This window comes from Pseudomonas sp. FW305-3-2-15-E-TSA4, from assembly GCF_058787295.1.
This window is the reverse complement of the sequence record NZ_JBYSZP010000015.1, coordinates 84,378-96,817: the sequence shown is the minus strand read 5'-3', so window position 1 is coordinate 96,817 and position 12,440 is coordinate 84,378. Positions and strand designations below refer to the sequence as shown.

20 protein-coding genes and 1 pseudogene are annotated in these 12,440 nt (G+C 56.5%); 8 read left to right on the top strand and 13 right to left on the bottom strand.

Features of this window, described 5'->3' with window-relative positions; translation table 11 throughout:
* Positions 1 to 24: 24 nt before the first annotated feature.
* Positions 25 to 426 carry a hypothetical protein gene (locus AC3WMV_RS20780; protein WP_103367532.1) on the top strand — a complete coding sequence of 134 codons (402 nt, stop codon included), beginning with the start codon at positions 25 to 27 and terminating at the stop codon, positions 424 to 426.
* A gap of 6 nt (positions 427 to 432) precedes the next feature.
* On the opposite strand, the gene AC3WMV_RS20775 is transcribed toward AC3WMV_RS20780, so the two are convergent.
* From AC3WMV_RS20775 to AC3WMV_RS20720, 12 genes and pseudogenes are all read right to left on the bottom strand, one after another.
* Positions 433 to 765: a phage holin, lambda family gene (locus AC3WMV_RS20775; RefSeq protein ID WP_103367533.1), complete on the bottom strand. Its 333-nt coding sequence runs from the start codon at positions 763 to 765 to the stop codon at positions 433 to 435.
* A gap of 169 nt (positions 766 to 934) precedes the next feature.
* On the bottom strand, positions 935 to 1,522 hold the full coding sequence (locus tag AC3WMV_RS20770; protein WP_158248885.1) for an OB-fold protein: 588 nt from the start codon (positions 1,520 to 1,522) through the stop codon (positions 935 to 937).
* Positions 1,523 to 2,139: 617 nt separating this feature from the next.
* A complete protein-coding gene (locus AC3WMV_RS20765; RefSeq protein WP_103367536.1) occupies positions 2,140 to 2,817 on the bottom strand; it encodes a bacteriophage antitermination protein Q in 678 nt (225 codons plus the stop codon).
* Positions 2,814 to 3,458 (bottom strand): recombination protein NinG, encoded by a 645-nt coding sequence (locus AC3WMV_RS20760; RefSeq protein WP_103367537.1) that lies wholly within the window; start codon positions 3,456 to 3,458, stop codon positions 2,814 to 2,816. Before AC3WMV_RS20760 ends, AC3WMV_RS20765 begins: the two co-directional genes overlap by 4 nt.
* The gene (locus AC3WMV_RS20755; protein ID WP_103367538.1) at positions 3,455 to 3,925 is read right to left on the bottom strand and encodes a NinB/YbcN family protein; all 471 of its coding nucleotides are present in this window, start codon (positions 3,923 to 3,925) and stop codon (positions 3,455 to 3,457) included. The genes AC3WMV_RS20760 and AC3WMV_RS20755 overlap by 4 nt, the downstream gene beginning before the upstream one ends.
* Positions 3,918 to 4,397, bottom strand: a complete 480-nt coding sequence (locus tag AC3WMV_RS20750) for a hypothetical protein (protein WP_007965024.1) — start codon at positions 4,395 to 4,397, stop codon at positions 3,918 to 3,920. The genes AC3WMV_RS20755 and AC3WMV_RS20750 overlap by 8 nt, the downstream gene beginning before the upstream one ends.
* Positions 4,394 to 5,191: a hypothetical protein gene (locus AC3WMV_RS20745; protein ID WP_103367539.1), complete on the bottom strand. Its 798-nt coding sequence runs from the start codon at positions 5,189 to 5,191 to the stop codon at positions 4,394 to 4,396. Before AC3WMV_RS20745 ends, AC3WMV_RS20750 begins: the two co-directional genes overlap by 4 nt.
* Positions 5,178 to 6,104, bottom strand: coding sequence for a helix-turn-helix domain-containing protein (locus AC3WMV_RS20740; RefSeq protein WP_103367540.1), 927 nt, complete (start codon positions 6,102 to 6,104; stop codon positions 5,178 to 5,180). The genes AC3WMV_RS20745 and AC3WMV_RS20740 overlap by 14 nt, the downstream gene beginning before the upstream one ends.
* The gene (locus tag AC3WMV_RS20735; protein WP_256584904.1) at positions 6,101 to 6,388 is read right to left on the bottom strand and encodes an HNH endonuclease; all 288 of its coding nucleotides are present in this window, start codon (positions 6,386 to 6,388) and stop codon (positions 6,101 to 6,103) included. Before AC3WMV_RS20735 ends, AC3WMV_RS20740 begins: the two co-directional genes overlap by 4 nt.
* Before the next feature lie 2 nt (positions 6,389 to 6,390).
* A pseudogene (locus tag AC3WMV_RS20730) lies at positions 6,391 to 6,700 on the bottom strand (phage replication protein); the annotation flags it as partial.
* A gap of 179 nt (positions 6,701 to 6,879) precedes the next feature.
* Positions 6,880 to 7,302: a phage regulatory CII family protein gene (locus AC3WMV_RS20725; protein ID WP_103367542.1), complete on the bottom strand. Its 423-nt coding sequence runs from the start codon at positions 7,300 to 7,302 to the stop codon at positions 6,880 to 6,882.
* An 80-nt stretch (positions 7,303 to 7,382) separates the two neighbouring features.
* On the bottom strand, positions 7,383 to 7,586 hold the full coding sequence (locus AC3WMV_RS20720) for a Cro/CI family transcriptional regulator (protein ID WP_103367543.1): 204 nt from the start codon (positions 7,584 to 7,586) through the stop codon (positions 7,383 to 7,385).
* A gap of 116 nt (positions 7,587 to 7,702) precedes the next feature.
* Here AC3WMV_RS20720 and AC3WMV_RS20715 point away from each other — a divergent pair, with 116 nt between their 5' ends.
* The 4 genes from AC3WMV_RS20715 (at position 7,703) to AC3WMV_RS20700 (ending at position 10,274) form a co-directional block, all read left to right on the top strand.
* A complete protein-coding gene (locus AC3WMV_RS20715; RefSeq protein WP_103367612.1) occupies positions 7,703 to 8,491 on the top strand; it encodes a LexA family transcriptional regulator in 789 nt (262 codons plus the stop codon).
* A gap of 53 nt (positions 8,492 to 8,544) precedes the next feature.
* Entirely contained in the window at positions 8,545 to 8,877 is a 333-nt protein-coding gene (locus AC3WMV_RS20710; RefSeq protein WP_146038488.1) for a hypothetical protein, read from the top strand.
* Positions 8,864 to 9,322: a hypothetical protein gene (locus tag AC3WMV_RS20705; protein WP_103367544.1), complete on the top strand. Its 459-nt coding sequence runs from the start codon at positions 8,864 to 8,866 to the stop codon at positions 9,320 to 9,322. Before AC3WMV_RS20710 ends, AC3WMV_RS20705 begins: the two co-directional genes overlap by 14 nt.
* A gap of 475 nt (positions 9,323 to 9,797) precedes the next feature.
* Entirely contained in the window at positions 9,798 to 10,274 is a 477-nt protein-coding gene (locus AC3WMV_RS20700; protein WP_103367545.1) for a PA2171 family ribosome-binding persister protein, read from the top strand.
* A gap of 66 nt (positions 10,275 to 10,340) precedes the next feature.
* Here AC3WMV_RS20700 and AC3WMV_RS20695 read toward each other — a convergent pair whose 3' ends face one another.
* Positions 10,341 to 10,562 (bottom strand): hypothetical protein, encoded by a 222-nt coding sequence (locus AC3WMV_RS20695; protein WP_103367546.1) that lies wholly within the window; start codon positions 10,560 to 10,562, stop codon positions 10,341 to 10,343.
* A gap of 996 nt (positions 10,563 to 11,558) precedes the next feature.
* Between AC3WMV_RS20695 and AC3WMV_RS20690 the strand changes: the two genes are divergently transcribed.
* From AC3WMV_RS20690 to AC3WMV_RS20680, 3 genes are read left to right on the top strand one after another with little or no spacing between them, the layout of a single operon-like run.
* Positions 11,559 to 11,963 (top strand): hypothetical protein, encoded by a 405-nt coding sequence (locus tag AC3WMV_RS20690; protein WP_103367547.1) that lies wholly within the window; start codon positions 11,559 to 11,561, stop codon positions 11,961 to 11,963.
* Entirely contained in the window at positions 11,960 to 12,151 is a 192-nt protein-coding gene (locus AC3WMV_RS20685; protein ID WP_103367548.1) for a hypothetical protein, read from the top strand. Before AC3WMV_RS20690 ends, AC3WMV_RS20685 begins: the two co-directional genes overlap by 4 nt.
* Positions 12,148 to 12,342, top strand: a complete 195-nt coding sequence (locus AC3WMV_RS20680) for a hypothetical protein (RefSeq protein ID WP_103367549.1) — start codon at positions 12,148 to 12,150, stop codon at positions 12,340 to 12,342. The genes AC3WMV_RS20685 and AC3WMV_RS20680 overlap by 4 nt, the downstream gene beginning before the upstream one ends.
* The last annotated feature ends 98 nt before the right edge of the window (positions 12,343 to 12,440 follow it).

Here is a 12,440-nt window from a genome sequence, read left to right as displayed (position 1 = left end):
GTTAAAAGACTCAAGGCGTGGGAAATGGATAACCTGACAAAACTGCGCATCGTGTTTTCAATTGGTGCAGTTGTCGGCCTTCTACCGATCACGCTACTTTTCACTGCGGGCATGATCGGACTTTTTGTCCCTGCCATATTTATCGCTCCGACCACCCTTTTCGTGGTTGCCGCATCCATTGGTATCTGCCTCATCTCGATTTTCGGCATCGGTTCGGCCTGGAAAATCTACGCGCTCGCAATGGCAGCATCGCCCCATATTCGAAATCCTCGGCTACTCGCGTTTGGTGCAGTGTTGACCATGGTCTGGGGCTTGATCGTCGCCTACTACCTTCGCGAGATCCCAGAGGCCACATGCATATTCCTGATGCCTGGAATCACGTCTTCGATAATGCTCGCAATTACCCTTAAACGAGCTAGAGCCTGAAGAGGCCTACTCGCCTTTCCGAGCCGGCAACTTGAAGTCAGTCACCCGATCCGCGATGTTCCGAATCTTCTCCACACCCAGGAAGCCAACCCAGCCACCGGCAAAGGTGGCCATGCTCTGTGGCAGTCCGAAGAAGTCCAGGCCGCTGATGATGGTCAGGGTCAGGCCGCCGCAAATGGCGCCTTCCACCAACATCTGGCGACGCGTGCCGCCACCGTAAGTGATCCTCAAGACGGCCATAGCGCAGGACAGCGCAGCCGCATAGAGGATCGGCGAATGCTGGCTCAACCACGCAAGCGCTATCGCCCATGTGTCTGGTTTGTCTGGCATGTTTGGCATCTCGGTTCCTCCCCTTTAGGGAGTTAGGAAAATGGCAGGCCGTGGCCTGCAGACTGAATCAGCTCCACTGCATTCCCAGCTCCGAGCAATGGGTATGTGGGCCGAAAACGAAAAAGCCCCTGCGAGTGCAAGGGCTTGATTACTACGAAAAACGCTGCGCGGAGGCAAACTACTTAGCCATTGAGCAATCCTCGAACATTGGAGTTTTAACAACATCACCAATGCCCGTACAGATAACGCTCACAGTGGCGCCCTTCTTCAGAGCAGCCATAACGGACATATCTGATTTTTCGAATTTAAATTGCGGTCCCATAAATTGGTTGGTACCAGCAAGAACCAGATAGGGGTTACCCATGAAGTCGGTGTTGATATCGGTGATACGCCCGGTGACTTTTACCTTCTTGTCTTTGAATAGCGCATCAGCAGCAACAGTGTTCTCATCATAGCTCTTGGCAACCTGAATCGCGGTGTATGCCTTCATAGGCTCCGCGGGTGCAGTCGCGGGTGCTGATGAGGAGACAGTTGCCGGTGCAGTTGCGATCGAGGCTGTGGATTGCGTTGAGTTTCGAGTGCCGGAAGATGGTGCTACAGATATCGCTAGAATGCCCAAAATCAGCCACCCGAAACCAATGATGCGCGCAAGAACCGAATGCTCCTTCCTTAACAGAAACCAAACAAACACGATGGGAAAGAAAACGATTCCAAGACCAAGCAGGAAGCTTACGTTGCGTTTTACTGGCACATTCACTTCGTTCATATCGCTCTCCGTGGCGATCATTAGGAGGAGCATCTTGTACTGAGCGCCATTAAATTGCTACTAGGCCTTCCCGAGCGCTGTCCTGGCTACAGGTAAATTCAAGACATAAAAAAACCCGCACTGGGCGGGCTTTCTACTACCTGACACGGCTTATTTTCCTAGCGGCTACCCGCGAAACCTTGAGTACCACCAGCGCAATTAGCGCACCGACAAGCCCGCCAAATAGTCCCATCTGAAATGCTGCTGATGGCTCCATCCAACACGGGCTCAATGGCTTAAAAGGGTAGTAAAGGCATGGCTCAGGAAAGAGTGCTCGCCATACTGGTAACGCACCGCCGATGATCAGCAACCCTATCGTAAAGAGCAAAATAGCTATCCAGTGCGGTATGACGAAAAACCGCCTCCGAAGCACTGATAAGGCGATGACCAATACAAACGAAAAGAAACCAGGTAGGTAAATTGTGACGAAGTAGATTTGGTCGAGCTGGTGGCCGGCAGTATCCATATCACCTCAGCAAAAAACCCGGCGCTTGGCCGGGCTTGAATGTCTAAGCGCGTTTCGCGTTACTTGTGCACTATGGGAAAAGTACGCCCGAAACGCCGTCATGTCAACATGATTATGCCGCTTCTTGATCTTTTTCCGCGTGGATCACCTGCCATAGCGGTTGCTGTGCCTGAATATCCACTTCCTTAATGACTTCTTTCAGGGATTCCCACAATCCCAACCAGTCACGCGTCCAATTTTTCGGGTCGATTGTCACACCGAAGAAGGCATCCATCTCAGCCGACACCCGCGCCGGCCCCCACTCCGCCGCCCCCTGAACCTCTCCTTTGTACGACTGCAGGGCCAGAGTAACGAGGTACTGCGCCTTCACTCGCTTGGCCGAGGTCAGATCGGGTAGCGCCGCCTTGGCAGTGATCAGCAGTACCGCGTTCAGTAGATGTCGCATGTTCATCGCCGGGTGATACAGGTAGTGCCCGAACTGCTGTACTTGGAACGGCAGCGTGTCGATCGCGCGCAGTACTTTGCCAATCATCGCCAGATGCGCGGCGCGTGCGGTTGAGCGGCCAACTGGCGTGCGACGCGTCTCGCTGATACTGATCCTTTCGCGCACAACCTGAATGCGCTCTTCCTTGTCTTCACCAAGTGCGGCGAATACGGCTTCATGCCGACGCATCCGGGCCCCCTTCTTAACCGGTGCCGACTGTGCCCGGTCAATGGCCGCAGCGCTGATCGAAGCGTTCGATTCGTGCTGAGCCTCAGTCCATACCTGCCTTGCGTTGATCAGTTTCATGCTGCCTGCCCCTCTTTCAGTTCTCGGGTCTTGGCCCGGTATTCAGCGGTGATCGCCTTGAGTTCTTCTACGGTGTGTTTTCGTGGTTCATGGTCGGCTTCAAGCGCTTCGACTTCTGCCAGGCCGATGCGGGCGATCAGGCCAGCGCGGAAGCTTTGCGAAACCGTCTGGCCCTTTCGGGCGTACTTGGATGAGCCAGCATTGCAGCTTTTGCATTGAAGCCAGATATTGGTCGGCACCAGCCGCAGCTCCGGCCGGGCGCCCTTGCCGAGAAAGTGGCCGGCGTCGAACGCGCCGCCAGTCTTCCAGCCCTGCGCCGCAAGAATCGATTCCTGCGATTCTCCACAGCTGATGCAGCCGCTGCCGATGCTCAGCTCGTAGGTACGCCGGTAATCGCGCACAGCCTTCTCAGCGTCCTTGAGGTGATCGGCGCGAGTTTTCAGAGCCTCCTTGCGCACCTTTATCTCGCGGCGATTGCGCTGGGCGATGGCCAGCTTCGCCTTCCGCTCGTTCCGTGGCGCATCCTTCAGCGCGCAGGCTGGGCTGCACACTGCCTGTCCAAGGCGCGCAGGGACGAATGATTCCCTGCAAGTTGGGACGCGGCATGTTTTGGCGCGGGGCGGTTTTCGCTCGATCGTCACGCAGCCTCCTGGCTCAGCAGATCATCGAAGTACACGCCCTGCGGCGCAAAGCGCGCGACAATGCGGTCGGTGTAGGCAACGCCTTGGGCGCGATTGAACAGGCTGGTCACCGGGAACCCGTCAGGACCAAAGAGCTTGCACTCCCCCATCAGGGCGAGCTTCGCCTCGTATGGCAGGTGCCGCATCACTCGATACCACTCAGACTGAAAACCAGCGTCCTCGCTCAGCAGGATCTGCACCCCGATGTGCAGCTTGCAGTAGCACCTGGCGTCGGCCGCGTCGCCGATCTGGGTCATCTCGGAAATACGCTTGTACATCGCGAACCACAGCCGGTTCTGGTCCAGCGTTCGGTCCTTGCCGGGGCGCAGCGAGACCACGACGAACTTCTTGTCGCGGTACATGGCACTGATAGCGGTGATAGCCTCGGAAAGCTTGGCCTGGCAGTTCACGGAGATTTTGTCAGCCATGGTCCACCCCCTTGATCACGCTTTTTTCGTTGCATAAACTCTGCTCACCAGCCTCATGCGCGCGCGAACCTTTCGGAAGTCTGAGCGAAAGCGAGAGGCTGGATTCTGTTCCTTCCCCACCCGCTCGACTGCCAGCGGAATGCTCAAGCTCCCCAACCACTTCGCACGCTATGGCAAACGCCGGGTCGCCCAAGCGAGTCGACTGCATGATGCGTGTCATGCCTTCGAGCAAAGCATCGTTTTGTTCCTGAAACTGGCCGGCACCGCGCTGCAGCGCTTGCACCTGTCCACGCAGCGCCGCGTTTTCCGCATTGACGTGGCTGAATTGAGTGGCGATGTGCTCTTCCAGCGAAACTAGGTCACGCTGCCAGTCGATCTCATCGTGGAAGTAGCCGAAGCGCTCGCAGAGGCTGCGGTGGAAGTTTTTGAAGCTGGCCTCAGCCTGCTTTTTCTGTTCAGTGGTATCGGTCATTGAGCCGCGCTCCCTGCTTTCAATTGTTCGGCCTGCCGAATCAGCTGCGCCCGGCGATCAGCCAGCTCGTTGGCTGCCAAAATTCGCAGTTCTGTTTTTTCCTCGTCCGAGGCTTTGCGCATCGCCAGCATCGAGTCCTTCACCGCGGCGAGCCTCTCGCGCAGTTTTGGGGAAGGCCGCGCGACCTCACCGGTGAGCAGCGCAACCACGGCCCTACCGTCTTCAGTGACCGGCGCGACACTCAAGTCGGCCAGGTACTGCTGAGCGCGCTCCTGTGGGATTCGCTGCATTTGCAGGGCTTTGGTAATCGCCTGCGTGCGGCGGTTGGCGTCGAAGCCGACAGACACATGCCAGTTCACCTCTTTGCTGTCCTCCCGAGCCTGCCCCACCAGGCGCTCGTAAGCGCTGTTGAACGCCATGCGCGCACCGACCTTGTCGCCCGCATCGAGGACAGGCTTTGCAGCGGCCAGCGCGAGCTGGATTTCGTCGGTCAGCACCACGGTTTCGAATTCATCGTTGGTGGTCATGGCGATCGCCCAGGCCTCGTCCTTGCCCGGGCGGCCGTCAGCGGCCTGCACTCGCTGGAGGATGTCGGCCATCGCCAGCTTGCCTTTCACCTCGAAGCGGCAGGCCTTCAGCGCAGCCTTCACAGCAGGCACCGAGTACGCGCAAAGATCTTCGGCCATCATCGCCGCGGTGCCTGGGTTCATCTCCTGACCCATGGCCTCGGCTGTAGCGCAGATCGCAGCGGCGAGACCAGCAACCTGCTGGTCGTTCATTTCAAAGGTACTCATTGCGCTCTCCTGCTTTGCGCTTCGCCAAGACCATTTGCGCGGCCTGTTCGGCGGCGGATACGTTCGCCTCGGTGCGTTCCATCTGGCGCGCGGTAGTCCCGTTGATGCGCTGACCGGTCACCCACTGGGTGTGGTAGCTCTCGGCGTTGGCCAGCAGTTCGTTGAGGCTGTGACACTTGCGCAGAACGGCGGCATCGCCGGTTTTCAGGTAGTGCGCGGCGACGTGATGAGCGACATCGGCGCCGAGGCGGTCGACCAGTTGGCCGAGCTGGCCACCGACCTTGGCGTTCCACACCGGCCAAGTGCTGTAGCGCTTGCGGTAGGCCATGGCGTAGTTCGCCCAGACCTTGAAGGTTTTGCAGGACTGATCTTTTGGGCCTGGCATATCGGCAGGGATCTCGACCCGTGGCGCATCGGTGCGATCAACCACTAGCACCAAGTTGCGGGACTGAGCCGGCACAACCTCGGCGGAAGCCGGGGGTGCAATTGGTTCAATGACCGGTTCATTGACTGGTTCAGAAGAGTGACTGGTTCTGGGTGCAGCTCCTGCACTACCCCCTAGTGCAGGAGATTCACTAGGGGGTGAACCTGCTGCACCACGCTGGTGAATCTGCTGCACTACCCCTGGTGCGGGAGGTGCACCACCATCGAGGGTCAGGAAGTAAACGTTCGACGAGTTGCCCTTCGGCCCACCCTTCCTAATTTCCTTGCGCAGCAGCCCTGACTCACACAGCGCGGTGATGTGATTCATAACGGAACGCTTGCTGATCTCACACTGATCGGCGATGTGTTGGTAGGACGGCCAGCACTCCCCCATATCGCTGGCATTGTCTGCCAGCTTGATGAGAACCAGCTTACGCAGTGGGTTACCAACGCGAAGCTTCATAGCGGCGACCATAAGGCCCATGCTCATGCGGCACCTCCGGTGATACCGCGAAAATCGATGGTCTGAACACCCTTCCAGCTATTGCAGGACATGCACAGTGTTTGAAGATTTTCCATGGATGCTTCGCCACCCTGGCTCTCTGGAATGACATGGTCAGCTCTCAAGCGGAGTCGCACCGAACAGCCACAGCGCAGGCAGACATGTCCATCCCGAGCAAAAACGAGAGTTCGCAATTTTGAAGGGATGGGCTTTTTCTTTGTTCGGCGACGAGGTAGTTGGATAGCCGGCTGATAAGCGCTGACGTGCCCCATGGGATTGGGGTTCCATTCGATCGCCTTCTCGGTCAGGCGGAACAGCGTGATGTTCGAGGTGCTGGAAAGCTCAATCAAATCCGCCTCTTCCAGGGCCTTCAGCATGCGATAAGCAGTGTCTGGCTTGTCAGTGAGCAGCGGCAGCTCCTCGACGATCTTGGCCTTGCTCAGCGCGAAGAAGATCCCGTCGTCAGTCTTGATTGGCTTTGTCCAGCTCGGGCAGCCGTAGACGAGGGCGAACAGCAGGGCCTGCTGAGAATTCAGCCCCCACTCCAACGCCTTCACCTGATTGATCGTGACGGTGAACTGCATGTCAGATGTTCCTGACGTGAGCGGAAAAGACAAAAGCTCGCGACACGTTTTGAGAAATTTGAAAACGTGTCGCGACACTGTTGAAGGTATTGCTTGAAATGGGATGGCTCTGCATAATCGGGCCTCTCTAGTTTTGCGAATTAGCCGACCTTCTCCGTCGGCTTTTTTGTGCCCGGAATTCAGGCGGCCTTCACCGAGGCGTCCATCACGTCTAGGCTCTGCCGAACGTGGTTGATCTCCTGGCGGATCAAGTTTTTCTCGAAAGAACTGACGTGGTTGTCATCCAGCGCCTGGTGCACCGCGATGGTCAGATCGGCGACCTCTTTGCCGACATTAATCAGTGACTTGGTCAACGCTTGCGGCTCCGGCGCAACTTTTGCGACGAGGTCGAAACCAAATTCACTCGCCAGTGCAGCCAGAGGGCGCACGTCGCCGGTGTGCAACAGAATCCCGAACAAATGCTCCACGGTCAGGTGGTGTGCGTCGTTGTCCGGATTGGCGCGCTGAAGCAGGCCAACGTGAGGAACGCCCATCTTTGCAGCAAGGGTCTTGGCTTCGTTGTCGAGGACAGCGCTCTGGCACGCCCGCAGAAAATCTTCCATTCGTAAAACCTCAAATTTGTTTCAGTGGCGCCCTGCCAGTGCCTCGGCGATCATTTGTTGGGCAGTAAGCAATGGCTGCCTCAGGCTGCGGAGCGCTTGGGGCGCGCAGGAATCGGGCGAATCTCATTCGCCTCAATACGCCCGTCGTCATAAAGGGTGATTTCGATGCTTCTGCCAGCTCGAACCATTTGCGAGATCGCGCTCTGGTTCACGCCGAGAGCAGCAGCAAGCGCGGCTTGAGTGCCGTGCTCTTCTAGGTATTTGCTCAAAGGGATCTTTTTCATGGAATTTCCACGGCTGGATATCTGCCATGGATAGTAGCAGTGCTGCTTTTTATCAGCAACAAAATACTAGCAGCGCTGTTTGCTTGGATATCAGCTCTGCTAATACTCTTATTCGTATGAAAATACGTCGCCCCCTCACCCCCGAAGAAGTCGCCGAGAGCGCTAGGCTCAAGGCCATCTACGAACAGCGGAAATCAGCTGCAAAAGCGGCCGGTCGTAGCCTGACGCAGGCGGATGTTGCCGAGGCTTGTGGGTGGTCTGGCCAAAGTGCTTTTAGTCAATACGCAACCGGCAAGGTGCCGCTAAACGTAGAAGCGCTGCTGAAACTCGCGAAGGCTTTGAATTTCGATGCGAGCGAGGTCAGTTCTCGACTGGTCTCCACCGTCGCCAACGTACAGCAAGAGCGCATCCAGCCCAGCGTGAAACTTGGCACCATCGAGACCTGGGACGATGAAACCCCTCTCGATGAAGACGAGGTCTACGTCCCCTTCCTTCACGAAGTCGAGCTGGCGGCCGGATCGGGCAGGTTCGCGATCGAAGAAAACGCCAACTCGCGCCTGCGTTTCAACAAAAAGGACCTGCGCCACAACGGCGTTCAATTCAGCAACGCGAAGTGCGTGAAGGTTGGCGGCAACAGCATGGTGCCCGTGCTGCGCGACGGCGCCACAGTTGGCGTGAACGTGGGGAAAAACTCACTGAGCGATATCGTCGACGGCGAGATGTACGCGATCAACCACAACGGCCAGCTTCGTGTGAAGCAGGTTTATCGGATCCCTACCGGGTTGCGCCTTCGCAGCTTCAACCGTGACGAGCATCCGGATGAGGACTACACGTTCCAGCAGATCCAGGAGCAGCAGATCTCGATTCTGGGACATGTGTTCTGGTGGGCGATGTACTCGCGCTGACGCAGCTACTTCAATGCTCGCAATCGGACTATTGACCAATGGAGAATCACTAAGTGAGCAACGATGTAAACAAGCCAGCTGTCGTTAGTACTGCTGCAGCACCATTAACCATCGCTTTTGACGAAGCAGTGACTTTTTTTGAAACTGTCTGCAAGGGTGCGGTGTGCTCAGCTTGTGGTGCATCTCAATGGGAGATACCTACTGCAAAAGGCAATGACGACGAATGCCTTTTGAGATTGTCAGGCCTCTCGCGAAATGGCGTTTCCGTGCTGAACCTAGAGATTGAATGCCTGAATTGCGGGCTAATGCGAACACACCGCGCTGACAAGGTTAGAGAGTGGCTTGATAAACCATCTCACGAAGAGGCTGAGAATGAGTCAGTTTGAAAAGGGAATTTTCAATGAGGGCCACCTGCCGCGGCCTAAATTCGTGAGGGGTGACAATCATGCAAAAACGCCTAATACTGCAGCTATGACCAATATCACCCGAGAAGAGATCGATGCAAAGCTGCAGCTAATCGAGGAACGGCTCGACAGAAAAGTTTCTGACATTGCGACAGCTATTTCCGATCTCAAAACATCTAATCAACAGACGGTTAACGCTTTATCGAACGCCAAGTGGTGGGCAATCGGTACAGCAATAGCCGTGTTAGCTATTTTTCTCAGCACGGTTCAGTGGGGCTTGTCGGCGCAAAAGGAGGAGAACGCTCGCTTCAGCAGCTACATCCGAGAGGATGTGAAGGGTATAGCTGATGACGTGAAAGACATATCGAAGTCAGTGACAGAAATGCGCATAAAGCTTGAAAGCAAATCATCCGAACAGCCCAAATAAGCGAGAAGCCCAGCCCAGCGCCGGGCTTTTCCGTTCCGCCCTTCCCTCCTAATTGCATCCCTGAAGCCCTTCGACCGAGTGCGCGTGAAAGATTGTCGCCTCCTCTACGCCCCCCGCGAACCATCACCGTCGGCGATACCCTTTTTGGGAGAAGGGAGAACGGTGCGGCAGTCTATGCATCGCATGCAAATAGCTTCACGTCGACTATGCTCACTACTCCTCATGAACTTCATAGCCCGCCTCCCCTTGGCGGGCTTTTTTTTTGCGCGCGATAACCGTCTTCTGCAAGGCGGATAAATCGGTATCCGTGCAGAGTGCATGCCCTCACCTCGCCATCAGCCCTGCGAAATGCTTGAAATCGTTGAGTCTTTTACTTTCGGGCAGTTGGCACAGAAGATGCCCTTACTACTGGGAGAACGTGAACCGCAGCCGGAGAGCTGCTGACGCTAACCTGTGATAGATGAGGCATACAAAAATGAACGCTATTGACCTTCTCAAAGCCGACCACGAAAAAGTAAAGGGCATCCTGAGCCAGCTGAGCGAATCCACTGACCGCGCTCTGAAAAAACGCGTCGAGCTGCTCGATAAGCTGGAGATGGAAATCACCATCCACACCCAGCTGGAAGAGCAGATCCTCTACCCCGCATTCAAAGAGGCCGGTGGTAAGGAGCAGGACGAGATGTACTACGAGGCGAAGGAAGAGCATCGCACAGTGGATTCCCTGGTACTGCCAGATCTGAAAGGCACTGACCCTTCCACACCCGAGTTTGCCGGCCGGGTAAAGGTGGTGAAGGAGTTGCTCGAGCATCACATCGAGGAAGAGGAAACCGAAATGTTTCCGAAGGCCAAGAAGCTGCTGGGCAAGGCGAAACTCGATGAAATGGGTGAGCAAATGGAAGTGATGAAAACTTCGCTGAAAAAAAGCCTAGCTAACGGCGACATGGCGGCCTGAAGTTATCTCAGCCGAATGTTGACCTTGGAGCCCGGCCCCAGTGCCGGGCTTCCAGTATCTCCCCTCCTACGTTCCGCCTCCGAGCCCTTCAGTTGCTTGAGCGAACCTCGTGCCAGCCTCTCTGACCAACTGGCGCCACTCGCCGGCAGTAATCAATCCTTCCTGCTCCATCGCGTCTGCCATTTTGAGCAACTCATCGTACTGCTCTTCGGCGTCCATTCTGATTTCGGGCTCCTCCAGCAGCTTGCGCCACGCAGACAGTGCTTTTTGTTTCTCTTCGACTCTCATGGCTATTCACCTAATGCGATTTGAGTCGGTAGAGGCCGCACGTTACGTAGCGGTTCGATGGCGGCGACTGACGGTGCAATAAAGTGTTTAGCTGCGCCCCTCCCCCCTATGACATACGCCAAACGCGGGCTCGTTCGTGTACGAAGAATTATTTATTAGCAGCGCTATTTACTTTAAATAGCAGCACTGCTACTTTTATTCGCAAGCCAAAGCAATAACGGCCTAGCAGCGAAAGCCGCGCCGTTCTTTAACAACCCGCGCCATAAACGATTACCCGGCTCACGCTGGGAGGTCAGCCCCGGCCACACCTGTGGGGCGAGATGAAGTCAGGTGAACAAAATCGCGCTGCCACTACCGGCGACCGGCGATCCGATAGCCCCGAAAGGCTACCAACGCGCAGAACTGCGACGGCGGACGAGGTGTTGACCGAACTGGCGAATGACCCGGTAGGAGGCGCGAGCAACACCCATGCATTTATTGATGCCGCTTTTCTGAGGCGGCATCAGTCCACAGCGCAGAGCCCTCCTTGCCCTGAATCTTGAATGAAGGGGACAGTCAGGGAGCGCTCTGCGGTGTGGATTGAACAAATGGACCGAGTAGAAAAATTGAATTAGCCAGTTGCCCGCCCGGTCAAGAATTATGAACGCAGAAAATCTGACGAGGTGACAGCAATGACTATCCAAGCAGAGACACTCGTACAACTGACCGAAGTGCTCCAAGAGCGAGGCATGAATCTGGTTTCAGATGTTCACTTCACTCGCGCGCCATACCGGCAAGATCACCGCTGGATTTGCATCGTAGAGTAACCATGCTCGTTGCCGGCGGCTAGGACTAAGACTCCACCGCCGGCCCCACTAAACCGCTACACCGTTATCCCTCCCTACACCTTTCGACACCACCCGTATGCACTCCCCTCCGCGCCCAACGGCAACCAGCGGAGCGGATGAGTGCATCCGAGTTTTGTTGGATCAACACCCCGCCACTCTGGAGACGACCATGTCAGCTCTACGCAAGACCATCCCGGAAGACGACTTTCTCGACACGGAGGCAGGTCAGGTATGGCTGACCGAGTCGGTCGACGATTTGCTTTATCGGCGCCACGTCGAGGCGCCCAACCCTGTTGGGCGAAGCAAGGTCCTGGTGAACGCTGACCACTTACCGGAGGCGCTGGCTGATCACATGGCCGCGAACCCTGATCCCGATCGGTACATCGAGAAGATCCTGATCGAACTGATCTGTCGCGGGGATGGCGGTGTACTGCACAAGTGGGCCATCGAAGCCGTCGGCGGTGATCCGCAGATTGTTCGAACGCTCGCCGGCGACCTGGTCGCGGTGCACGCAAACGAGTACCGCGATGCCAAGCGCGAAAGCGATCGCGTAGAGCGGGAGTGTGGGTTTTGAGCCCTCACATCCTTATCGACCAAGCCCTAGAAGGTGTGTCGGCGCCCGCCGGCGAAGAAGACATCAGCCTGCTGGTTCAGGGCCTGATCACCCGCCTCTTCACCGACGGCGCCATCACCATCGACGAGTTCAACCACTATTGCAAACGCCTGCGTGATACCTGTCAGCGGCGCAAGGAGGACGCATGAGTACGGCACCGGTTAAATCGCTGATTGACGAGCAGCTCGAGGACATCGAACACAAGATCGCCCTGCTCGGCTTCGGCCTTCCCTTTAACGAGGTCATCGGTCGCAAGCGCGAGGATCTGGTCGCCAATCTGCCTCAGCGCCTCGCTCCTTCAATGAAGGGCGGGCGAATTGCAGTAAAGGTTCGCCCGTGACCGGTCGCCAATGGGCGCGCCGCCTGATCATCTGGCGCGGTGCGTTCTCCTCACTCGGCGTTTTCACCTTCCTGATGCTGCTCAGCGCCCTCGCCGAT